At 61.0% G+C, this 23,269-nt stretch carries 21 protein-coding genes; 10 read left to right on the top strand and 11 right to left on the bottom strand.

The annotated features are described in order from the left end of the window. Positions 1-172 precede the first annotated feature (172 nt). Entirely contained in the window at positions 173-2,341 is a 2,169-nt protein-coding gene (locus NCR35_RS25020) for a hybrid sensor histidine kinase/response regulator family protein (RefSeq protein WP_250536609.1), read from the top strand. Between the two features lie 112 nt (positions 2,342-2,453). After that, positions 2,454-3,149 (top strand): phosphatase PAP2 family protein, encoded by a 696-nt coding sequence (locus tag NCR35_RS25015; RefSeq protein WP_250536608.1) that lies wholly within the window; start codon positions 2,454-2,456, stop codon positions 3,147-3,149. Between the two features lie 152 nt (positions 3,150-3,301). On the opposite strand, the gene NCR35_RS25010 is transcribed toward NCR35_RS25015, so the two are convergent. Further along, a complete protein-coding gene (locus tag NCR35_RS25010) occupies positions 3,302-3,547 on the bottom strand; it encodes a hypothetical protein (RefSeq protein WP_250536607.1) in 246 nt (81 codons plus the stop codon). Between the two features lie 203 nt (positions 3,548-3,750). Here NCR35_RS25010 and NCR35_RS25005 point away from each other — a divergent pair, with 203 nt between their 5' ends. Both NCR35_RS25005 and NCR35_RS25000 read left to right on the top strand, forming a co-directional pair. Further along, the gene (locus NCR35_RS25005) at positions 3,751-4,842 is read left to right on the top strand and encodes a lipopolysaccharide biosynthesis protein (protein WP_250536605.1); all 1,092 of its coding nucleotides are present in this window, start codon (positions 3,751-3,753) and stop codon (positions 4,840-4,842) included. Between the two features lie 208 nt (positions 4,843-5,050). After that, positions 5,051-5,962 carry a LysR family transcriptional regulator gene (locus NCR35_RS25000; RefSeq protein WP_250536604.1) on the top strand — a complete coding sequence of 304 codons (912 nt, stop codon included), beginning with the start codon at positions 5,051-5,053 and terminating at the stop codon, positions 5,960-5,962. 9 nt (positions 5,963-5,971) lie between these two features. Here NCR35_RS25000 and NCR35_RS24995 read toward each other — a convergent pair whose 3' ends face one another. From NCR35_RS24995 to NCR35_RS24975, 5 genes are all read right to left on the bottom strand, one after another. Then, the gene (locus NCR35_RS24995) at positions 5,972-7,276 is read right to left on the bottom strand and encodes an MFS transporter (RefSeq protein ID WP_250536603.1); all 1,305 of its coding nucleotides are present in this window, start codon (positions 7,274-7,276) and stop codon (positions 5,972-5,974) included. An 89-nt stretch (positions 7,277-7,365) separates the two neighbouring features. Next, the gene (locus NCR35_RS24990; protein WP_250536602.1) at positions 7,366-8,175 is read right to left on the bottom strand and encodes a class II aldolase/adducin family protein; all 810 of its coding nucleotides are present in this window, start codon (positions 8,173-8,175) and stop codon (positions 7,366-7,368) included. Between the two features lie 115 nt (positions 8,176-8,290). Next, the gene (locus NCR35_RS24985) at positions 8,291-8,632 is read right to left on the bottom strand and encodes a DUF4148 domain-containing protein (RefSeq protein ID WP_250536601.1); all 342 of its coding nucleotides are present in this window, start codon (positions 8,630-8,632) and stop codon (positions 8,291-8,293) included. A gap of 23 nt (positions 8,633-8,655) precedes the next feature. Continuing rightward, a complete protein-coding gene (locus NCR35_RS24980; RefSeq protein ID WP_250536600.1) occupies positions 8,656-9,288 on the bottom strand; it encodes a DUF4142 domain-containing protein in 633 nt (210 codons plus the stop codon). Positions 9,289-9,374: 86 nt separating this feature from the next. Continuing rightward, complete coding sequence (locus tag NCR35_RS24975; RefSeq protein WP_250536599.1) at positions 9,375-10,574, bottom strand: GGDEF domain-containing protein; 1,200 nt, start codon at positions 10,572-10,574, stop codon at positions 9,375-9,377. A 398-nt stretch (positions 10,575-10,972) separates the two neighbouring features. Between NCR35_RS24975 and NCR35_RS24970 the strand changes: the two genes are divergently transcribed. Genes NCR35_RS24970 through NCR35_RS24960 form a run of 3 tightly spaced genes read left to right on the top strand, consistent with a single transcriptional unit; the run spans position 10,973 to position 15,090 of the window. Beyond that, positions 10,973-12,061: an HlyD family secretion protein gene (locus NCR35_RS24970; RefSeq protein WP_250536598.1), complete on the top strand. Its 1,089-nt coding sequence runs from the start codon at positions 10,973-10,975 to the stop codon at positions 12,059-12,061. Between the two features lie 7 nt (positions 12,062-12,068). Next, positions 12,069-13,643 (top strand): DHA2 family efflux MFS transporter permease subunit, encoded by a 1,575-nt coding sequence (locus tag NCR35_RS24965; RefSeq protein ID WP_250536597.1) that lies wholly within the window; start codon positions 12,069-12,071, stop codon positions 13,641-13,643. Positions 13,644-13,650: 7 nt separating this feature from the next. After that, a complete protein-coding gene (locus tag NCR35_RS24960; protein WP_250536596.1) occupies positions 13,651-15,090 on the top strand; it encodes an efflux transporter outer membrane subunit in 1,440 nt (479 codons plus the stop codon). A gap of 107 nt (positions 15,091-15,197) precedes the next feature. Here the strand turns inward: NCR35_RS24960 and NCR35_RS24955 are convergent, their stop codons facing one another. Both NCR35_RS24955 and NCR35_RS24950 read right to left on the bottom strand, forming a co-directional pair. Beyond that, entirely contained in the window at positions 15,198-15,869 is a 672-nt protein-coding gene (locus NCR35_RS24955; RefSeq protein WP_250536595.1) for a CPBP family intramembrane glutamic endopeptidase, read from the bottom strand. 58 nt (positions 15,870-15,927) lie between these two features. Then, complete coding sequence (locus NCR35_RS24950; RefSeq protein WP_250536594.1) at positions 15,928-18,636, bottom strand: ATP-dependent Clp protease ATP-binding subunit; 2,709 nt, start codon at positions 18,634-18,636, stop codon at positions 15,928-15,930. A gap of 135 nt (positions 18,637-18,771) precedes the next feature. Between NCR35_RS24950 and NCR35_RS24945 the strand changes: the two genes are divergently transcribed. Further along, a complete protein-coding gene (locus NCR35_RS24945) occupies positions 18,772-19,059 on the top strand; it encodes a DUF4148 domain-containing protein (protein WP_250536593.1) in 288 nt (95 codons plus the stop codon). A gap of 47 nt (positions 19,060-19,106) precedes the next feature. Here the strand turns inward: NCR35_RS24945 and NCR35_RS24940 are convergent, their stop codons facing one another. Beyond that, a complete protein-coding gene (locus NCR35_RS24940) occupies positions 19,107-19,271 on the bottom strand; it encodes a hypothetical protein (RefSeq protein WP_250536592.1) in 165 nt (54 codons plus the stop codon). A gap of 183 nt (positions 19,272-19,454) precedes the next feature. On the opposite strand from NCR35_RS24940, the gene NCR35_RS24935 reads away from it, so the two are divergent. Beyond that, positions 19,455-19,649: a hypothetical protein gene (locus NCR35_RS24935; protein WP_175942137.1), complete on the top strand. Its 195-nt coding sequence runs from the start codon at positions 19,455-19,457 to the stop codon at positions 19,647-19,649. A gap of 67 nt (positions 19,650-19,716) precedes the next feature. On the opposite strand, the gene NCR35_RS30040 is transcribed toward NCR35_RS24935, so the two are convergent. Beyond that, positions 19,717-20,190 carry a DUF2244 domain-containing protein gene (locus NCR35_RS30040; RefSeq protein WP_350029228.1) on the bottom strand — a complete coding sequence of 158 codons (474 nt, stop codon included), beginning with the start codon at positions 20,188-20,190 and terminating at the stop codon, positions 19,717-19,719. A gap of 121 nt (positions 20,191-20,311) precedes the next feature. On the opposite strand from NCR35_RS30040, the gene ctaD reads away from it, so the two are divergent. Further along, complete coding sequence (gene ctaD, locus NCR35_RS24930; protein WP_250536591.1) at positions 20,312-21,919, top strand: cytochrome c oxidase subunit I; 1,608 nt, start codon at positions 20,312-20,314, stop codon at positions 21,917-21,919. Between the two features lie 86 nt (positions 21,920-22,005). Here ctaD and NCR35_RS24925 read toward each other — a convergent pair whose 3' ends face one another. Next, positions 22,006-23,133, bottom strand: coding sequence for an aminotransferase class V-fold PLP-dependent enzyme (locus NCR35_RS24925; protein WP_250536590.1), 1,128 nt, complete (start codon positions 23,131-23,133; stop codon positions 22,006-22,008). Between the last annotated feature and the right edge of the window lie 136 nt (positions 23,134-23,269).

The raw sequence follows: 23,269 nt of genomic DNA, 5'->3' as shown, positions 1-23,269 counted from the left end.
CGATTCGATGCACAGCACGCGCCACATATCCGCCGTTTCGCTCTTGCTCAGAAATAACGTCCCACAGCTGAAATCGCTATATATTGGGATCATCGAGGTGTTCGCGCTCGACGGTTCCCGTGGCAGTGCGTGACCCGAACTCGCGCGCGTCTGTGCAAGGACGGATTGCACAATGGACGAACAAGACGAAGTCTCTCTGGAGTTGCCGCCGCCGCATCGGAATTTTGCGGCGACGCGTGCGATCATCGTCCTTCTCGCCGTCATTTCGGTACTCGGCCCCCTTCTTTCCGTGTGCGGGTACGCCTGGTTCGACTACCATCGCAGGCTGTCCGAAGCATTCGACGAAGTGGATCGCCTGACGCTGGTCGCCGAAGAGCAGGCCGCGACCGTGCAGGGCCTGAACGCAGAAGTGCTCGACCGTATCGCCGAACTCATGGGCGAGCAGAGACCGGACTGGATCGTCCGTCGGCAACAGAACGTTCATGAATCGCTCAACGCGATCGTCGGCCGCTTTCCGCAGATCGCGAGCGCCGCCGTCTACAGCGCAACGGGACAACTGCTCGCGAGTAGCCGCTTCTACCCGGTTCCGGACGTGTCGATCAGTGGAAGCGAGACGCTACAGGCGGCATCGCGCGTGCGGGGAGAACCTCATATTTCGCTGGCGCAACCCGGCTTCATTACGGGTAGCGACGTGTTCACGGTAAGCACTTCATGGGTCGATGACGAGGGCAGGTCGCTCGGCGTACTCGCAATCGCGCTACGGCAACAGTACTTTCTGGACTTCTATCGCGAACTGACTGGCGGCGAGCCTTTCGTTCTCATCGGCCTGTATCGTGCCGATGGCGGAATACTGGCGCGCTTCCCGAATTCGCGGCCTCAAGCGACGTCGGCGGCGGACTCGGGAATCAAGCACGCGATTGAAAACAACGCGCGGTTCGGGCATCTGCTTTCGGTTTCACCGGTCGACGGGCGCGAGCGGGTGCTCGCCTACCGGCGCGTGGGCGGCTATTCGCTGTATGTCATGGCTGGCATCGAGACCGCTTCCATCGCCGCGAAATGGCGCGCGAATCTGATCGCCATCACGACCATATTGCTCGTTCCTTGCGTCGTCGTATGGGTGCTGCTCTGGATGTCATTGCGTAGGCTCGGCGAAGAGGAAATGGCGTGGCAGAACTGGCATAGCGAAGTCAGCCGACGCGTGTCCGCCGAAGAATCGAACCGGCAACTGCGCCGCATGGGCGCACTCGGTAATCTCGTGGCCAATGTCGCCCACGACTTCAACAATCTCTTGATGGTCGTGAACGCGAACGTGGAGCTGGCGCGACGCAAGCGCTACATGAGCCTCGAAAAGGAAGTGTCGGCCATTCAGCACGCGGCAAAAGGCGCGCAAGGGCTCGCGCGTCGCCTGATGACCGTCGCACGCAAGCAGCCGGTCAAGCTCGAGTGCCTGAACGTTTGCGAATGGCTCGAGACCATGCGCGATCTCATCGAGACTTCGCTTGGCGAACACGTCGCGCTGGATCTTCAGCTCAAGGGTGGAACGGCCAGCGTCATGGTCGATCCTGTCGAACTCGAAGCGGCCGTCATCAACGTTTGCGTCAACGCCAAAGACGCGATGCCGCTCGGTGGCAAATTCACTGTTCGCTGCGAGTCCATCACGCTCTCGGAGCCGACGTTCGACTTGCCGCCCGGCGATTATGTGCTGCTGCGCTTCACCGATACCGGCAAAGGCATGACCGATGCGGTACTGCGGCGCGCATTCGAGCCGCTCTTCACCACGAAGGCGGAAGGAGCCGGCACTGGACTGGGACTTGCCCAAGTCATGGCGACATGCGAGCAGGCGGGCGGCACCGCACGCATAGAAAGCGCGCCGGACCGCGGGACGACGATCAGCGTCTACCTGCCGCGTGTCGAGTGCGAGGAGGGTCGCGCCGAGGCTGCTGCCGAAGCGATTTCCGATGAGGCGGCAGACGGGTTGGCTTCCGGCGTCAGCGTGCTTCTCGTCGAAGATAATCAAAGCGTCGCCGATGGCATTGCCGCGGTGCTCGACGTCCTCGGTTGCACTGTGCGCCATGAGTTGACGGCCGACAGTGCGATTGCACTGCTGGAAAGCGGATACCACGCCGACCTCGTGCTTTCAGACGTTCAGATGCCCGGCAAGCTCGACGGACTCGACCTCGCGGAATACGTCCGCAAACGTTGGCCGAGTCAGATGATCGCGCTCATGACCGGCTATGCGCAGGAATTGAGACGCGCATCCGAAGCCGATGTTGTTATCCTTGCGAAGCCATTCGACATTAGCGAGCTGCAATCCGTGGTGAAGAGCTGCGCGCGCGATTGATCCCGAGCACGCGGAATGGATTGACGGGTGTTAAGCGAGTCATAAGCTACAGCATCGGAATATGCGTTGCCGCTGATGTCAAAAAAACTAGAACGTACGGAGACAAAACCGGGTGAACGCTCTCGACTCGTCCATTCAACTCTGGCTGCTTCACATTCTCCCTTCATCAGGCCTCTTTGCTCACGCGGTCGGCGTGGTGGCGGAGTTCTATCTGTTCAAGGGGCTTATTCCGCTCGCCATCCTGTGCGCGATCTGGTTCAAGCAGGGCAGTACGTCGAGCTACCGTCGCGAGATGGTGATCGCCATCCTGCTATCAGCACTGCTTGCCTTCGCCGTGGGACGCCTTCTTGCGCTCGTCTTGCCATTTCGGCTGCGGCCGATGTATGACCCGGCTTTTAATTCGAGCTTTCCCGGCGCGAGCCACGCAAGCGATCACCTGCGACTGTGGAGTTCGTTTCCCAGCGACCATGCGGCACTGTGGATGTCGGTCGCAGTGGGCATCTTCCTGGTCTGGCGATGGATCGGTGTGCTGGCCGTGTTGCATTGCCTGCTGCTCATCTGCTTGCCGCGCGTGTACCTGGGGCTTCACTATTTCACCGATGTCGTTGCAGGCGCGCTGATCGGCACGGCTGTCGTCACGCTGATGACGCGCGCCCCGATCAGGACGCGATTCGCGCCGCGCATCGTGAGCTGGGTGAATCGACGACCGGGCACGGCATCCATGCTCGCATTCGTTTTCTTCTTCGAACTCGCCACGATGTTCGATGAGCCGCGACTGCTTGCGATTGCGCTCTACAAGATGCTCTGACGCATCGCGAAGGCATGCTCCCTCGTGTCTGCACTGCGGGCCGCGATGATTTTCGTCGGTTAGCTCTGCTGCGTCAGCGCCTATTCCTCATATGAATAAGCGACAACCCTAAGAAGCGCGAACTACTCAGCCGCAATCCCCACATGCATACGCTACTCACGCGACAACTGCGTGTCGCACTGGCAGAAATAACCCATTCGGAAGTTTCTTCCTGCTGAATATTTCCAGGCGAATTTTTTTCTGAAATCGCTGTTTACAGTCATCTCATTAGACGATAACCTTGCTTCCGTGCTGACCGATTCGGAAAAGGATGCCTTAAACGAAGCGGCCAGCAAGAAGAGTCGGTAAGTAATACCCTTGAACCAGTTTGCATCGGTGACCATCAGTTGTGCGGTCATCGGCCTTCCTCGGCAGGCAATCGTTTGCTGGCTTCAACGCCAGCGCGACAGGAACCAGCATAGCTCTACGGCCGGTTCAACGCAGTGCGACCGAACCGGTTCCCCAGTAAAGCGAAATACGTTCTTGGTCGTCGGCATGTCATGCCGGCAACCTACTCAAACTCTGCGAGCGAATGCTCGCTCCTTAGTACTGCCAAGTGATCATGAACAACAATCAAGCTACGCAATCCCCGAAATTCCTGTCCAAGGCGAAGGCCGCAACGTTTGCAACTGCAGTCGTCCTTAGCGCGTTGCTCACGGCTTGCGGCGGCGGTGGTGAAGCCGCTATCGATGCCGCAACCAACAAGTCCGCCGATCTGCCGCAGGCAACCGATAAGGCAGCGACCACCGGCTCGATCTTTTATGGCGCGAACGGCCACATCACGAACGGCGGCGCGTATGACAGCACCGCGTACGCAACGCAGCTTGCCCACCTTCAGAACCTCGGCGTGAAGATCTACCGCAACGACGTCTACAGCCAGGCGTCCGCGAAGGTTGTCGCTACGGTTGCGAAGACGTTCGCCGCAGGCGGAGTGCAGGTTTATCCGGTGATGCTGCTTGGCCTGAACTACAACAGCGAGCAAGCGGCCTACAACGCCGGCTACACGCTCGGTCAGCAGACGGCGCAAACGTACAACTACACGTACTACGAAGTGGGCAACGAGATGGAAGCCCGCACGCTCGCCGGCAACTATGACGGCAACATCTGGTACCACTACAGCAATCAGCCGTTCACCATCGCGCGTGGCGCGATCCGCGGCATGATCGCCGGCGTGAAGTCGGTCAACAGCTCGGCGAAGATCATCGTCGACGGTACGTGGAAGCACACCGCGTTCTTCCAGATGCTGGCAGACGGCTCGCAGCCGGACGGCACGCATGGTCACCCGACCGTCAGCTGGGACATCACGGCGTGGCACTGGTATTCCGACCAGGGCGACATGACCCACGCCTGCGGCAACACGGGTTGCCACGACGTCCTCGGCGTGCTTCAGTCGATGGGTAAGCCCATCTGGATCAACGAATTCGGCGTTCGTCCGACCTACGGCACCTACTCGTCGATTGCGTCGTACATGACCGGCAGCCTGATGATGCAGCAGTTCTACAACAATGCGGCCAAGTACAACATCCAGTCGATTCAGGCTTTCGAGATGTATGACGACAGCGAAGGCGCATATGGCCTGATGCAGGGCGACGGCAAGACGCAAAAGCCTGCTTACACGGCGGTCAAGAACTTCATTGCAACTCACCCGAAGTAATCAGTCGAAAGGGCCTCCGGGCCCTTTTTTTTATGCTCGAATGTTTATGGCGGGTTCGTTCGCATTCCGAAGTAAAGACCCAAAGCGCCGCGCTCACAGCGCTGTTGCGAAAGAATCCCGCGAACACCTCGTGCAAGTCCCGGTATCGCAACGTGCTGTCGCTGGTTATGATGCTGGCTTCGAATCCCGCACAGGCTCGCATTGCCACATGAAGGACGAACGCCTCGTCGAAATGAGGATATTCAAGGCCGTCGCGGAGACCGGCGGCTTCACGGCTGCGGCGCTCATGCTGGATTTGCAGCAGCCGTATGTCAGTCGCGCCGTCTCGACGCTGGAAAAGCGGCTCGGCGTCGCGTTGCTCAGGCGCTCGACGCGCCGTCTGCAAGTCACGCAGGAAGGGCAGCAGTATCTTGCGCTCTGCAGGCGCATTCTCGATGAGATCGATGTCGCCGAAGCGCAGCTGTCGCGCGCCGGACAGCACATGACGGGTGGCATCCGCGTCACGGTGGCGACTTCGTTCGGCATGGACCAGATCGTGCCGCTCATTCCCGGCTTTCTCGAACGCTATCCCGGGCTGCGCGTTCGGCTATCGCTGTCGGATACGCTCGCGGATGTGATCGGCGAAGGGTTCGATGTCGCGATCCGCATGGGTAGCCTGCAAGACTCGAATCTGGTGAGCCGCAAGCTGTGTCATCTGCAACGCGTGGTGACGGCATCGCCTTCCTATATCGCGCGTCACGGCGTGCCGTTGACGCCCTCGGATCTCGCTCACCACAACTGCCTGATGTGGGAGCCGCCGATGGACCATCTGAATCATTGGCCGTTCGTGATCGACGGCGAGCGCACCTCGATGCTCATCAACGGAAACTTCCAGACGAGCAGCGGCGTGAGTTCGGTGTATATGTGCCTCGCGGGCGTCGGCATTACGCGCATGGCGGAGCATATGGTGCTTCCGTCCATTCGCAGCAACATGCTCGTGCCGCTTCTCACGGACTTTCAGCCGAGCGATGAAACCGCGATCTATGCACTGTATCCGCGCGATTCGTCGCTTCATCCGCGAGTCCGGGCGTTCATCGACTACATTGGCGAAAAGCTCGAGCGGCCGCCGTGGGCCGCCTGAGCAATCGCGCTATTTGTCGTCGAGCGTCTTTGGCAGTCGCATCGTCATGGCCGCGCCGAGCACGAGGAATGCGGAAATCACGTACATACCGACGTCCGACCTGCCCACGGTCACGTTCAGCATACCGACGAGATACGGCGACACGAATCCGGCGATATTGCCGACCGAGTTGATGAACGCGAGCGCCGCAGCCACCGATGCGCCGACGAAGAGACTCGTCGGCAACGCCCAGAAAAGCGCGACGCACGAATACACGCCGGCCGCAGCGATGGAAAGACAGACAGTGGTCACGACAGGCCCGGCCGACAGCCACATGCTGGTGGCGAGCCCTACCGCGCCGACCAACATGAATAGCGCAAAGTGCGCTCGGCGGCCGCCGGTGCGATCGGCGCTGCGATTGGAGAAGTAGAGCGCGATAGCCGCGACGATATTCGGAATCGCAGAGTAGAGGCCGATGGCGAAGGGATCGATCACGCCGCTGCGCTTGATGAGCGATGGCATCCAGAAGCCGAGTGCATAGAGGCCCATGATGAGGCAGAAGAAGATAGCGCAGAACTGCCACAACTTCCGGTTCGCGAGGAACGCACTGGCGCTCGAATGATCGATCTTGCCTGCGTTCTCCGCGCGGATCTCGGCGAGCACCTCTTTGCGCTCGTCTTCGGTAATCCAGCGCGAGCGGGCGGGGTCGTCGTCGAGAAACGCCAGGACGACGAAGGCGAGCACGACCGCCGGAATCGCTTCGATCAGAAAGAGCCATTGCCATGCGGCGAGATGTGCGTTGCCGGAGAATGCATGCAGGATATAGCCGGAAATAGGGCCCCCGACGACGAAGGCCAGCGGCGCGCCCATCACGTAGATGGACATGGCGCGGCCGCGATAGCGTGCCGGAAACCACAGCGCGAGCAAATACATGATGGCCGGCGCGAAACCGGCTTCGGCGGCACCGAGCAGGAAGCGCGCGATGTAGAACATGGTCGGCGTCTTCACGAAGATCATTGCCGCCGAAATCACGCCCCACGTCAGCATGATCCGCGCGATCCACTTGCGCGCGCCGACTTTTCGCATGACAAGATTGCTGGGCACTTCGAAGAAGAAATAGCCTGCGAAGAAGATGCCCGAGCCGAGGCCGTAGATGGCGTCGTCGAAATGCAATGCATCGAGCATCTGCAATTTGGCGAAGCCCACATTCACGCGGTCGAGATACGCGACCAGATAGCAGATCAACAGGAGCGGCAAGAGCCGCCAGTAAGCCCGGTAATAGGTGCGGCTCGTGTCAGCCGGCGTGACGGCTTCTTCGCCATATAGCGCTTCCATGCTTGTCTCCGGTATAGTTTTTTGCGCTGCTTGCGGCATGCGCATTCGAGCTTTCGCGCATGCCGGCCCTGCGGGGACACCTCGTTGAATCAGTCGAGGTAATCGGGCTCCTGTTCCGCGATCTCGTAGAGCATGGTCTGAAAGTGCAGCCAGCTGATGAAAGAGTTACCGAGATGCTCGTGCGAGTATTCGGCGAACTTCGGATCGATTGGAATGGGGCGCGATTCGGTTGCGTCCATCAGCAACTGCATCTTGCAGCAATGGTCCAGAGCGATGAAGGTCCACGCGGCGTCGTCGATGCTGTGCCGGCTCGCCGTGAGCAGCCCGTGGTTCTGGTGAATGATCGCCTTGTGCTCGTTGAAGGCGCGCGCGATCGGATTGCCCGACTCGTTCGCCACCGGCACCTTGCCGGCGCCATCGCGCACGACCGTATGGCTGCCGTAGAACGTGCACGCGTCCTGCGTCACGTAATCGAGCGGCTTGCCCATGGCGGCCCACGCATCGCCGTGCACGGTATGCGCATGGCATGAGCCGATAATGTCCCGGTTTTCGGCATGAATCGCCGAATGCAGCACGTAGCCCGCGCGATTGACCGCGTATTTACCTTCGATCACCGTGCCCGAATGATCGACCAGCACCAGTTGCGAGGTCTTGGTGCGCGACCACGGCACGCACATCGGATTGGTCCAGAAGAGTTCCGGATGCTCGGGATCGCGCACGGTCAGATGTCCGCCGAAACCGAAGCTGAAACCGTGGCGGGCGAATATGCGGCACGCTGCCGCGAGATGTTCCTTGCGATACCTCCGCTCCTCGGCGGAACTCGAAAACGTGGGCTCTTGCGGGAAGATGAGGCCATCCTGCGTCGGGCTATAAATCGATTCCTTGGCGTCCATTAACATGCAAGCGTCTCCTCGTTGATGTTCGAGGGGCCAGTATAGAAGCGGATTCCTGGACGATTCAGGGGCCGTCAGGAATAGGTTCTATGCATGTGCAAGGGCAAATGGATGACGCCGGCTACTTCGGTGGCTTGCTTGAGCGCGGCGCTTGTTTCGGGGCGGCGTCGGGCTTGCAGCCGGGGTCCTGCAAGCGGGCCCGCGCCGCGTCGATATCGTTGGGGTAGGTGATCTCGTCGGCGACCGGGTTATACCCGGCGCATCGATAACGGTCGAGGTCCGAGCGGACTTGCTCGCGGGTGGAGTCGGTCGAATGCGTGGAATCGGCGTGTGCCTCAAAAGGCAATATCAGTCCGAGCGACAAAGCGCAGACGACAGCGAGGCCAGCCGTCGTGCATTTGCCGTTGCGGCGCGAGTCGGGTAGCAAAAGCGCCCTGCATGGAGGCGTTTCGTTGCGAGCCATTCGAGTTCTCCGTGCTATCACGGCTACTGGGCCGATGACATCGGCAACTTCTGCGGCAAGTTTTGCAGAAGCTGAGAGGCATGTTGGAGATGATTCTCTCCGATCGGCACGCCTCGCGCCGCGAACGCTTTCACCTGAGCGTCTTCGCCGTGCTGCGCTTCGCTTGCATACAGCGCATTGCCCATCTGATGAATATGCACCTGGGCAATCGCATATTCGCGGTCGAACGCGGCCCCCGTCATGGTTCCGAGCTCGTCGTATAGCGTGCGGTTCGCCGGATCCATCGCCTGTAACAAGCGAACGTGTTTGTCATCCGCAATCTGGGACAACTCGCCGTTGATGCGCGTATGTTCGGCGACCATTTTCTGCCCGAACTCGCGGACCGCCGGTGAGCCGCCGCGCTCGGACGCGAGCTTGCCAAGATCGATCTCGGCCTTGCCGACGCTCGCTGCGGTGAGCATGAACTGCTGGTCCGTGGGGCTGACCTGGGCGCCGGACTGCATCAGACGGCAACCCGTGGCTGAAAGGGCGGCCGCGCAGACGAGGGACGCGAGAACCGCTCGACTGTATGGCCGCTCTCTGAGCGCGCCCGCCGCCTTTGTATCCGTATCACCTTGATAAGCCGGGTGGGCCGGCGCTTTCGAATCCTGGCACATTGCGCTCTCCATTCAGGTTAGCGTTGGTGACAGCAAGCGCAGCAAAGCGCGGTCCACGAGCGCGGCCCATTGCGGTGGCCTTGTTGCTAAGACTTGAGCGCCGTATCGAGTATGCGTGAACCGGTAACCGGAAGCACTTCCCGCGCGAGTTCGACGCGATTGCGGCCATTGTCCTTCGCGCGATACAGCGCCTCGTCCGCCTGCTTCAGCAACAACTCGATGCTTGCATCGGCGGCGCCAAGGTAAGCCACTCCGATGCTGCACGTATAGGAAGGCAGGGCCGAATCGCTCCTGCTCGCAATGCTCGTCTGCAATGCGCGTGCGAGCCGCACTGGCTCGTGGACACTGTCGCACGGAAACAGCACGGCGAATTCTTCCCCGCCCCAGCGTGCGAACTGCGCTTCGGGAGGAAGCGAAAGACTCGCACGTCGCGCGAAGTCCACGAGAATGTCGTCACCCATCGAATGACCGTACGTGTCGTTGATCTTCTTGAAGTGGTCCAGATCAATCAGCAACAGCGAGAGATAACGCCTCACCTTGCGAGGCGTTTCTCGCGACATGGTGTGAGCGCCCAGAAGAGCGCGTCGATTGAGCAGACCCGTGAGAGGATCGATGCGCGACAGTTGTTCGAGATGAACTCTCAGCCGGTTAACGGCTGTGAGCATGAAGCCGACCGTGATGCTCAGCGACATGAATGCGCCACTGCTCAAGTAGACCATTTGCATCCGGTCGTGCGCGTACAAGCCTTCGTGCGATGCGTCCGGTTGCAGGGACGTCAGGACTCTCGCCGATGCGATGACCGTTTCGAACGCGAACAAAGTGCCGACGACCTTCGCCCCGCTGTCGTCCCGGCCGAAACGCAGCAACTCATACGCGAGGCGCGCGAAAAGCAGTGTGAGAATCGCGTTCGTACACAACGCACGCCCGAAAGGTGTGAATTGCACCCACGTCATCCAGCTGAGACTGACTGCATCGACGATAGTCAACGCTGCAATGAGCCGTATGAACGTTGGACGGCCGAGGTAGCGTTGGCTACCGATGAGCCAGAGTCCGATGCTGCCGACGATACACGCATTGCCGACGACGACCGATAACCAGTCGGGCAGCGCACCGCGCAGCGCCATCACGAATGCGGCGGCAGAAAAGAGCAGCGAGCCCTGGGCCCATTGCGCGACACCTAGAATCGTTCTAGGGAATGTCCTGCCGATGGAGGACATGACCAGGGCCATCAGCCCAGGCATCACGGATGCCATCAGCAGGACGGTACGCAAGTCGAACGTTGGCATGATGGGCTTGTCGGTGCGCGACGAATTGGGTTTCTCAAGCGTGGTATCGCCGCCATGAAGCCTTGAGGCTTGCAAGCGCAGACAAGCGTGGGCGAGGTAGCCGTCTCCGACGCAACTGGCGGTGGACTATTTGCGCGTGTTGCTGGTGAGGCTCTGTCCACTTAGGTCGGTCAAGGACAGTTATCGGCGTTCGGAGGCCAAACTTTAGATAAGCGCGTGTCGTCATGGCAGAGTCGGCAATTGCGGACTATCCGCGCATGATTATTGTCGCGACGACATTTGTCTCCTGCCGCCAGTGCTTCTTGACATAGTGCATACGCACAGATACTCTCCCGTGCTATCGAAGCACTGCAAGCCGCTTCTCATCGGACGAAAAAGTGCATACGCACTGAAGCGAAATGACGACCCCCTCCACGCAACTCCCATCGACGACCGCGCCTCCAATGAGCCGGCCCGCGCGCCGCATTCCCTGGATGCTGCTCGCGCTCGGACTGGTCGCGGCCGTACTCATCGCGGCGCTCACTTACTGGGCCCTCGTTCTGCGTTTCGTCCAGACGACCGACGACGCCTACGTCGGCGGCGATGTCACCGTGCTCGCGCCGAAGGTGAACGGCTTCGTGACCGACGTTCTCGTGCAGGACAACCAGCGCGTGACCGCAGGGCAAGTGCTCATTCGTCTCGACGCCCGCGATTACGACGCACGTCTCGCCCAGGCGAATGCCGAAGTGTCGAGTGCTCGTGCAGCCGTCGAGGAACTGCGCGCGAAGGACGCATTGCAGGCCGCGCTGATCAACCAGGCACAGGCCGAAGTGCGCGCGTCAACGGCCGAACTCACGCGCAGCGGACAGGACCGCGTGCGTTATCGTGAACTCGTGAAGGACGACGCGGTGTCGAACCAGCTCGTCGAACGCGCGGACGCCGACTACAGCAAGGCGCAGGCGTCGGTGGACAAGAGCGGGGCATCGCTGGTCGCGGCGAAGCGTCAGTTGTCCGTGATCGACGCGCAGATCGCCGATGCACAAGCACGCGTGGCGACCGCCGAAGCCGCGCGGCGCGTGGCGCAACTGAACGTCGAATATACGACCATCCGCTCGCCTGTGGACGGCTATGTCGGCAATCGCACCGCGCGCGTCGGCGTGCTGGCTAACGTCGGCACATCGTTGCTCACCATCGTGCCCGCGACCGGCCTTTGGGTCGATGCGAACTTCAAGGAAGATCAGCTCAAGAAGATGCGTGCCGGTGACGAGGCCGATGTGGAACTTGACGCATCGAACATTCCGTTCACGGGCCACGTCGAAAGTCTCGCACCCGCGACGGGAGCTACCTTCAGCGTGCTGCCCGCGGAGAACGCGACGGGCAACTTCACGAAGATCGTCCAGCGCGTGCCTGTGCGCATTCGGCTCGACGTGCCGAAGGGCGCCGAGTCGGTGCTGCGTCCCGGCCTGTCCGCGACGGTGAAGGTGCACCTTCGCAAGCACAACGGTTGAGGCACTCATGAACCGAAACGTGCTCGATAATCCGGCTGAAGCGCCCGTGAGGGAGCGCGTCTTTGCCTTTGCGCTCATGTGCCTCGGCTTTTTCATGGCGACGCTCGATATCCAGATCGTCGCGTCATCGCTGAAGGATATCGGCGGCGGACTATCCGCTAGCCAGGACGAGCTGTCGTGGGTGCAGACGTCGTATCTCATCGCGGAAATCCTCGTCATCCCGATGTCCGGCTGGCTCTCGAAAGTGTTCTCGACGCGGTGGCTCTTCGCAGCCTCCGCCATCGGCTTCACCGTGACGAGCATGCTGTGCGGTCTCGCCTGGGACATCGACTCGATGATCCTCTTTCGCGGCCTGCAAGGCGCACTCGGGGCAGCGATGATCCCTACGGTGTTCACCACCGCGTTCGTCCTCTTTCCCGGCAAGCAGCGGGTCATTGCCTCGACGACTATCGGCGCGCTTGCATCTTTGGCACCCGCCATCGGCCCGGTCATCGGCGGATGGATTACCGACCAGTGGTCGTGGCACTGGCTCTTTTATCTGAATCTCGTGCCGGGTCTGGTCGTTGCCGTGCTGGTGCCGAAATACGTGCACATCGACAAGCCTGACCTCACGCTGCTGAAGAAAGGCGATTATTTAGGCATCCTGCTCATGTCCGGATTCCTCGGATGTCTGGAATACGTGCTGGAGGAGGGCCCGCGCAAGAACTGGTTCGGCGACGGCGCCATCATCGCGTGCGCGTGGATCTCGGGCATCTGCGGATTTCTGTTCATCGTTCATGCGTTGACGGCGAAGGATGCCATCGTCGACTTGCGGGCGTTATCCGTGCGCAACTTCGGTATCGGCAGTCTGCTTTCCTTCGTGACCGGCATCGGCATCTTTACGTCGGTCTTTCTCACGCCGGTGTTTCTGGGCCGTGTGCGCGGCTTCGATTCATTGCAGATCGGCATTGCCTTGCTGTCGGTCGGATGCTTCCAGTTGGCATCGATCGGCGTGTACGGCTACGCTTCGCGCATCATCGACATGCGTGTACTGCTTGTTTTCGGCCTCATTTGTTTCGGCCTGGGCTGCTACTTCTACACGCCGCTGACCAACGAATGGGGCTGGCAGCAACTCCTCTTGCCTCAGGCGTTGCGGGGCATCGGCCAGCAATTCGCGGTGCCGCCCATCGTGACGATGGCGCTCGGTTCGCTGCCGCCATCGCGTCTCAAGTCGGCTAGCGGGTTGTTCAATCTGATGCGCAATCTCGGCGGCGCGATAGGTATCGCGGTGAGCGCGACCATGCTCAATGACCGCTTGAATCTGCATTACCTGCGGCTGGCCGAAAACGTGACCATCGGACGGCCCGCCATCGAAGACGTGCTCGCGCGCAGTTCCGCGCATCTCGCCGCCGTTGCAGGCGATGCGCTCGATGCGACGCAGGCCGGTCTCGCATCGCTCAACGCGATGGTGCTGCGCGAGGCGCTCGTGCTGACCTTCGCCGACTGCTTCTATGTGCTGGCGCTGTGCTTCTCCGTCGGGATAGTCAGCGTGCTTTTCGCGCGGCCTATCGGCAGCGCGCCGCCGTCCTCGGAAGCGCATTGAGGCCACCATGAAGAACGTCTACTTAGCAACCCTGATGAGCGCTGCGCTTGCTGCCTGCGCGGTGCAGCCTGCCACCCACGCCGACTTGCCCGCCACGGTGCAAACCACCGCGCCGGCCGACTGGAGCGTGAACGTGCCGAAGGCCGACGCAGATGCCGCGACATGGTGGAATCAGTTCAACGACCCCGTCATGCACGCACTCGTCGCATCCGTGCTCGACAGCAATCTGGATCTGCAAGCCGCAGTCGAGCGCGTAAAGCAGGCGCAGGCTTTGACGACGCAGCGTCGCGCGGCGCTCTTGCCGCAACTCGATGCCAACGCAGGCGCTTCCAATACGCGGCAAAATACGCCGCCGCCGTTGGGCTACGTTCGTCAGGCGGGATTCGGTGTCGCACTGAGTTGGACGCCCGATGTGTTCGGCGGCGAGCGGCTCGAACTGCTCGCGTCGCAGGCGCAACTCGTCGGGCGCGAGCATGCGGCCGATGAGATTAGGCTCGCGCTCGCGGCGGATACGGCATCCGCTTATGTGGACCTGCGGTGGGCGCAGGCCGAACTGAAGATCCTTCACGACAATCTGGTCATCCGCGAACGCGCGCTTAAACTCACGCAGCGGCGCTTGCAATACGGTCTTTCCACGCAACTCGATGTCGCTCGCGCGCAGAATCAGTTGAGCGATGTGGAAGCGCGCATTCCGCGCACGAACGCCACCATTCAACATCAGCTGAGCCTGATCGCCGTGTATGCGGGCCGCACGCCGGAATCCGTCGATAGCTTGATGCTTGCCGATGCAGGGGCCACGCCGGTCATACCGATGCCGGCGCAAGGCGCGCCGCAGATGTTGCCGTCGGACGCGCTGTTGCATCGTCCGGATGTGCTTATCGCATATGCGCAGGTCCAGCAGCGCGCCGCCGAAGTGGGCGTCGCGCGCGCGGAGCGTTATCCGAAGTTCTCGCTGCGGCTGACGGACGGCTTGCTCGCGTCGTCGTATCTCGGCTTGCCGACGCTCACCGACAACCTGTTCTCAGCGGCGCTCAACGCGACCAGCCCCATTTTCAACGCGGGCCGCATTACCGCGGAAATCGAGCAAAACGAAAGCCGGATGCGCGAGTCGGAATTGAACCTGCGTCAGACGCTGCTTCAGGCGTTGAAGGACGTCGAAGACACGCGCAGCGATCTCGTCAGCAGCGCCGATCAGACAGCGCGTCTGAACGATGCGCTCGCCGCTTCCGGGAAGTCGCTCACGCTTTCGACGCAGCTTTACAAAGGCGGCGCGGCGAGTTTTCTCGACGTCCTCGACGCCCAGCAAGCGTATTTGCGCGATGCAGACGCGCTCAATCAATCGCGCCGCGAACACGCGCTCGCGGCCGTGGCGATGTATCGGTCGTTGGGGGGCGGGTGGAGCGTGACGAACGATGATGACGCCATCCGCACTGCGATGAGTCGGTGAAAGAGTTGGCGTCACCATCGACGTGAATGAGGGCATCGCTGCCACGATCGCGGGACTGTCTTGCGGCCATGCAGTTTCGACCTATTCGCTACCGTTGCAGCTACTAATTAATTGTGCCAAGCAGAGCCTGAATAGAAGTACTGTCCCAGTCCGACGGTGAACACGAGGCAGCCATACAACGCATGCTCGAAGCAAGCCAGTGCGAGCGATCGGCGGTCTCGATACGTAGCGGCGAATAATGCGCCGCCGATAGCCGTCATCGCGGGCGCGACCCAGTTCAGGAAGATCAGATGCGCATAGCCGAAAGCCAGGGCGGACGCGGCGATATAGCCTCGATTCGCGCCGAATAGCGGCTTATAGCGGTGCAGGAGGAAGCTGCGGAAGATCAGTTCCTGTGGCCACACAGACAACACCGGGTAGAGCAGTATCACGAGGAGCCACATACCGGGATGCTCGCGCGGCAATGACAGCAACGCATGTGGCGAGAAGTGCCACACGGCCAAAACGACGAGACACGAAAGGACGGCGAAGCGCAGAACCACGGCCCTAAGTCCCGCCCGAAAGCCGCGCCAGTTCCAGTCGTTCTCATACACCGACCGTCTTCTACGCCGCTCGAAGTAGTGAATGAAAAGAGGCGCGAGCCAAATTACGGCGAGGAGCACGGCGGTTCGTCGCGTGATTAGGATGAAGACGGGCAAGCCCGCATAGAGCGCGAGGAATTCGGCCCATAAGGCAAGCGGCCCTGAAGCGGGCTTCGTATCGTTGGCGTGACGATGCATGGGTGAGCGAGGCCCCGCTATCGCCGCCGACTACCGCGCTCACCCACATCAAACTCACTCACGGCGTAGGCGGTGCACCGAGATCGGCGGCGGTTTTACGCTCCGCATCGAAAACAATGCGCCGTGCTTCCCGATCGTACACGCATCGCACGCGCGCGCCTTCGACGATATCGCCCTTGAGCATCTCTTTCGCCAGTTCGTTTTCGATGAGTTGACGAATCTGCCGGCGCAATTCCCGCGCGCCGAATTCCGGCCGGTATCCGGCTTCTCCAAGGTATTCGACGACCGATCCGTCGAACTCCAGATCGATGTCCTGACTGTGCGCCATGCGCCTGACGTGCTCCAGTTGCAATTGCACGATCTGCCGGATTTCCTCGCGTCCGAGCGACTTGAACAAGATGATGTCGTCGATGCGGTTCAGGAACTCGGGCCGGAAATGCTGACGCAGCACGTTCATCACGCCGCTTCTCACGGAATCGTCCGCGTCGCTGTCCGAACTCGTGAAGCCGAGGGTCGCGCGCCTTTGTCCCGCGATCACGTCCGACGCGAGGTTGCTGGTCGCGATGATCAACGTGTTGCTGAAATCGACCACCCGTCCTTTGCCATCCGTGAGGCGTCCGTCGTCGAAGACTTGCAGCAGCACGTTATAGACATCGGCGTGCGCCTTCTCTATCTCGTCGAGAAGAATCACGCTATACGGACGCCGGCGCACGCGCTCGGTCAGTTGCCCGCCTTCTTCATAGCCCACGTAGCCGGGCGGCGAACCGATCAGCCGCGACACGGCGTGACGCTCCATGTACTCGCTCATGTCGACACGCAGCATGGCGTCTTCATCGCCGAACACGACTTCCGCCAATGCCTTCGCGAGTTCGGTCTTGCCCACGCCCGTCGAGCCGAGAAAGAGAAAGACCGCGATCGGCCGGTTGCGTCCTTGAAGGCCCGTTCGCGCGCGGCGCACTGCATCGCTTACCGCGCGCACGGCTTCCTCCTGTCCGATCACGCGTTCGTGCAGGCGCGCCTCCATGTTCAGCAGCCGCTCGCGCTCCTGCTCGGTCAACTGAGTGACAGGAATGCCCGTGAGCGTCGCGACGATCTCGGCGATCTGCGTCACCGTCACGTTCGACGTGTTCGTGCCGATGCGCTTCTTCCATTCGTCCGTCGCATCGTTAAAGGCTTTCTGCTTGCCGGCGATCTCGGCATCCAGCGCGTGCGCGCGGTCGTATTGCTTGCGCGACGCCGCGTAGTCCTGTTCGCGGCGCAGTTGCGCGAGTTCGGACTCGAGTTCGAGAATGGCCGCGGGCCGCGACGTGGCCGAAAGATTCACGCGCGCCGCTGCCTGATCGACGAGATCGATCGCCTTGTCCGGCAAAAAGCGCCCGCTGATATAGCGATCCGACAACTCGGCTGCGGCGACAATCGCGTCGTCCTGAATCGTCACCTTGTGATGCGCTTCGAGCCGGTCGCGCAAGCCGCGAAGAATGTTGATGGTCTGCGCGACGCTCGGCTCGGGAATCAGCACGGGTTGAAAGCGTCGTTCAAGCGCTGCGTCTTTCTCGATGTGCTTCTGATACTCGGCAAGCGTCGTCGCGCCGATCAGGTTCAGTTCACCGCGCGCCATCGCGGGCTTGAACACGTTCGCGATATCGAGTCCGCCTTCGCCGCCGCCCTGTCCCGCGCCGACGATCGTATGCACCTCGTCCACGAAAAGCAGCAGCGTCTCTCGGTTGGCCGTGATCTCGTCGATGACCTGCTTCACGCGTTCTTCGAACTCGCCGCGATACTTGGCGCCCGCGACCATCGAGTTCACATTCAGCTCGATGAGTCGCTTGTCGCGCACCGACTCGGGCACATCGCCGCCGATCATGCGTTGCGCGAGACCTTCGACGACTGCGGTCTTGCCGACGCCCGGCTCGCCGATGAGCACCGGATTGTTCTTGCGCCGACGGGCGAGAACTTCCACCATGGTTTCGATCTCGCTTGCCCTGCCGATCACGGGATCGAGATGGCCTTCGCGTGCGAGCGCGGTCAGGTCGCGGCTGAACTTGTCGAGGTTCGGCGTGCGGGAAGGCGGGCCGTCTTTGTTGGGCGGCGCGCCCGCGCCGACCGTTTGCGTCGTCAGCCGCCGCAGCGCCTGCGCGTCGACGCTCATCTTGCCGAGCAGTTGCCCGGCGAAACTGTCCGGAACTTCGGACAGGCCGATCAACAAGTGTTCAGGCCCGATGTAGCTGTGCCGCAACTGACGTGAGGCCACGAATGCGCGGTCCAGCGCGCTCTTCAGGCGAGGCGACACGCCGATGGCGCCGCTTGCGGGCGGCGGTACGCCTTCGCGGCGTTGCACGTTGGCGTCGATGAAGCGGCGCACTTCGTTCGCGTCGATGCCGATGTTCTTCAGCATCGACTGCACCACGGCATTGTCCGCAAGCTCGTACAGCAGGTGCTCGGTATCGACTTCCGGACGTCCGAATTGCACGGCGCGCTCGGCCGCTCGCATGAGCATTTCTTTCGCGCTGTCGCTTAGATAGCGCTCGATGCCGACGCCTTCGGCGCTGGTCTCGCGCTCGGGCGATACGCGCTGCGCCGCTGTTTCGGGTTGGCCGGGGTTATCGCTCATGAAGAGCGCTTCGAAAGGGGATAAGGCGCGTTGATGTCGCGTCAACTGCGCATAGTGAAAGTCGCAAACATTCAGGACGTGCCGGCGGCCATCGCGCAGGACCGCCAATCGAACGGTCGCCGGCCGGGCGCCGCATACATCGCACATATGAGGCATGGTTCGTTTCCCTGTCTCTGAACAAGTGAAGGACGCGCATGCGCGCAGACCGTTGGGGCGCGCAACGTTCGTACCCGGCAACGCCAGTGCGGCGCGGCGATTGCTCGAAGCAAGGATTCGTTCTGGAGCGGTCCGATGAATCGATTCAGTGCTGTTTTTCTGCGGTTTGCTGGTGGCTTGTGTATCGCGGTGCCCGTGGCCGCATTTGCGCAAACGTCCACGCAGCAAGTACCGATGACTCGCGCGCGGGCGCAATGCGAACTTCGGGAACTGGAAAGCGTCGGCTATCAGCCATGGCAAGAAGATTTCTACTACCCGCGAAACTTGCAACTCGCGCAGGCACGGCTTGCAGCGAAGAAGCGCGCGCAAGGGCTGGAAGGCGTAGACACTTGCGCGGGTAGCGACGCTGCAAAGACGCAGTAAGAGACGCGTTTATCGACTCTCTACCGCAGACGCGACGCTGCGACCGACTATGCTGCTCCCTGCTTATTGCTGCTGCCATCGCCAAGCGTGTTGCCGCTTCCGCTTCTATCGGAAGCGCCGTCCACTTCCGTCTGCTGCCGTTCCTCGCGAGCCCGTTCGCGCTCCGTCTCGCTTGGCTGCTTGTTTTGCTCTCCAGAAGTCTGCTCGCTCATGGTCACGCTCCGTTGGTTGAGAGCGATAGCGCCGCATGCGCCATGCCCGTCGAGAGGCGGTGATCGCCATAGCCTGGGCATAGGCATTGCACGCAATCCGATAGCCTGTGCGATACCACTTGAAATAGGAAGGAGGGCGCTTTGCCAGGCGGCGGCCCTGCCATCAACCAAACGGAGTCAGTCATGGCCAGACACGCGAATAGCCCGTCGGGACCCGGCAATCCGAGAGCCGTCGAGACCTCGGATATCACCGAGGAAGAAGGGCTCGTCGAATTGTCCAGCAAGGAAGACACGATAGGCGGGACGGAAGGTGCCGGCGTGCAGCGTCGGGAAGGCGGCAGTAACGAAGACGGCGCGGCGTCCGTGAAAGGCGAATGACGTGGCGTCGTGAGGCGTGTGGCCGCTTTTCAGGTGGCTACACGCATGAGCCGTGCGCGTTCTCTGCTCACGGAAGCGCATAGCGTTCGCATCGCGCGATGCGCTGAAACTCCGACGCAAATTGCAAGCGGTGGCCCTGCGTTGCGTAGCGGCCTAATTCCACGGTCTCGCCCGCGCTGCGAACGAACAGTCGTACGCCTGCGCCGTTCTGCGCGACAAGCAACGTCACCCACCGCGTGTTGAATTGATGGGTGCACTTGCGCCTGCCGTATATCGATTCGACGACGAGAACATCGTCCTGCAAGGTAACGAGTTCGCCGTCAACGGCATGCCGCGCATACACGAAGAAGCAGCACCAGATCGCGCAAGCGTGAACGAGCGCGGCAGCGTAAAAGAGAACGCATCCGTTCAACGCATGCATGGTCGAAGCAAACGCAACCGGAATGACAGAAAGGCCCGCGCACGCGATAGCGAACGACGCCGGGCTGCACGACGAACGGCGGTAAAGAAGCCATTGTCGCGAGGACTGGATGTCGGCCATACGCGCTCCACGAGATGTCGCCATGTCGGCATTGCAAAGCAATCGTTAGTCCCATGCACCGCTTGAAATGGCGATACAACGGCATGACGAATGCTCTCTCTCAGCGCCACTGGAGAGCGCCATGACCGACATCCATCACTCGATCGCAGACCCCGCAATCCCGCATTCCGACTCGCACCACGTCCCTCACGGCCTGCGGCGATGGTTGTTCACGACGAACCACAAGGACATCGGCACGCTCTACCTTGCCTTCTCGTTCATCATGTTTCTGGTGGGCGGAACAATGGCGCTCGCCATTCGCGCCGAACTCTTTCAGCCCGGCTTGCAATTTTTCCGGCCCGAGTTCTTCAATCAACTGGTCAGCTCACACGGTCTCGTGATGATCTTCGGCGCGATCATGCCCGCGTTCGTCGGCTTCGCGAACTGGATGATTCCGCTGCAGATCGGCGCAAGCGACATGGCCTTCGCCCGCATGAACAACTTCTCGTTCTGGCTGCTGCCGGTGGCGGCGGTGTTGCTCATCGGGCAGTACTTTTTGCCGGGCGGCGCGATGCAGGCGGGATGGACCATGTATGCGCCGTTGTCGGTGCAACAGAGCGCGGGCATGGACCTGACCATCTTCGCGATTCACATCATGGGCGCATCGTCGATCATGGGCGCGATCAACATCATCGTGACGATCCTCAACATGCGCGCGCCGGGCATGACGATCATGAAGATGCCGCTTTTCGCATGGATGTGGCTCATCACGGCCTACCTGCTGATCGCGGTGATGCCGGTGCTCGCGGGTGTCATCACGATGGTGCTGTTCGACCGGCACTTCGGGACCACGTTCTTCAATGCAGCAGGCGGCGGCGATCCTGTCATGTACATCCACTTGTTCTGGTTCTTCGGGCATCCGGAGGTGTACATCATGATCCTGCCGGCGTTCGGCATCATCTCGCAAGTCGTGCCGGCGTTCTCGCGCAAGCCGCTCTTCGGCTATAGCTCGATGGTCTACGCGGGGTCGTCCATTGCGGTGCTGTCGTTTCTCGTCTGGGCGCATCACATGTTCACGACAGGCATGCCGGTGTCCGGTCAGTTGTTCTTCATGTACGCGACGATGATCATCGCCGTGCCCACAGGCGTGAAGGTGTTCAACTGGACCGCCACCATGTGGCGCGGCGCGCTTACGTTCGAGACGCCGATGCTTTTCGCCATCGGATTCATTTTCGTTTTTACGATCGGCGGCTTTACCGGTGTGATTCTGTCCATGGCACCGCTCGACATTCCGCTGCACGGCACGTATTACGTGGTCGCGCACTTTCACTATGTATTGGTTGCGGGGTCGTTATTCGCGCTCTTTGCAGGGTGGTATTACTGGTCGAGCAAATGGACCGGCCGTCTTTACAACGAGACACGAGGAAAGATTCATTTCTGGGTCACGATGATCTCTTTCAACGTGACCTTCTTTCCCATGCACTTTCTCGGGCTGGCCGGCATGCCGCGTCGCTATGCGGATTATCCGGCGCAATTCACCGACTTCAATCAGATCGCGACCATCGGTGCGTTCGCGTTCGGACTGGCGCAGGTCTATTTCCTGTTCTTCGTCGCGTTGCCAACCTATATGCGAAGCAGTAGTACCCGGCCCGTCGCCGAGTCGCCCTGGGATGGAGCGCAGGGCCTCGAATGGACGGTGCCGAGCCCCGCTCCGTATCACACGTTCGAGACGCCGCCCAAGGTGGTGTGAGATGCAGGGCGCGTAGGTTTAGTCGAGAAAGCAAGCGGCGAACTCATGAAGCATCGTGAGTTCGCCGCCAATACGTCAATCATGGATCAGACGATCTGCTCCAATGCGCGGGCCACTCGGGCCACCGCAGCATCGACATCATGCAGTTTGTCGAGACCGAATAGCCCGATGCGGAAGGTCTTGAAATCGTCGGGCTCGTCGCACTTGAGCGGAACGCCGGCCGCCACTTGCAAGCCCGCATCGGCGAACTTCTTGCCGGAGCGGATGCCGTCGTCGTCCGTGTAGCTGACGACAACTCCCGGAGCCTCGAAACCCTCCGGCGCCACGCTTTTGAAGCCCTTCTCGGCCAAGAGCGCGCGCACGCGTCGGCCCAGTTCGAGTTGCTCCGTCCGTACCTTGTCGAAGCCGTAGGAATCCGCTTCCTTCATCGCATCGCGCAGCGTTTCGAGACTGTCCGTGGGCATCGTCGCGTGATAGGCGAAGCCACCTTTTTCGTAGGCTTCCATGATCTGCAGCCATTTGAGCAGGTCGCAGGCGAAGCTGGTGCTCGTCGTCGCTTCGATCCGTTCGCGGGCGAGGGGACTGAGCATCACGAGCGCGCAGCAGGGCGAAGCGCTCCATCCTTTCTGCGGAGCGCTCAGAAGGACGTCGATGCCGCTCGCCTGCATATCGACCCACACGGTGCCGGATGCGATGCAATCGAGCACGAACATGCCTCCGACCGCATGCACCGCGTCCGATACGGCGCGCAAGTAGCTGTCCGGAAGCATCACGCCCGATGCCGTTTCGACATGCGGGGCAAAGACCAGATCGGGCTTGTGCTCGGCGATGGCCGCGACGACTTCATCCAACGGAGGCGGCGCATACGGCACCTGCCTGCCTTGCTGTACCGGACGCGCCTTCAGCACGACGGACTCGGACGGAATGCTGCCCATGTCGAAGATCTGCGTCCAGCGGTAACTGAACCAGCCGTTGCGAATGACGAGACACTTGTTGTTCGTCGCGAATTGACGAGCGACGGCTTCCATGCCGAAGGTCCCGCTGCCGGGAACCACGATGGCCGAATGCGCGTGATAGACCTTCTTGAGCAAGGCCGAGATGTCGCGCATGACGCCCTGGAAGCGCTGCGACATATGATTGAGTGACCGGTCGGTGAAAACGACTGAATATTCGAGAAGTCCATCGGGGTCCACATCGGGGAGTAAACCTGACACGCTCGCCTCCTGCAATGGCAAAAATAGGGGATTCAATTCATTCTAGCGAAAGCCGCGTGCAGCATGCACGGCGGCCTCAGCTCGAAGCCGTAAGCTCAACCTGTCGAGGATACATCCATCGACGACTTTGTTCCGG

The sequence above is a fragment of the Caballeronia sp. AZ10_KS36 genome (genome assembly GCF_023631105.1).
Lineage (GTDB): Bacteria > Pseudomonadota > Gammaproteobacteria > Burkholderiales > Burkholderiaceae > Caballeronia.
Note: the sequence above shows the minus strand (reverse complement) of the source record. Positions and strands in the feature narration are given on the sequence as shown.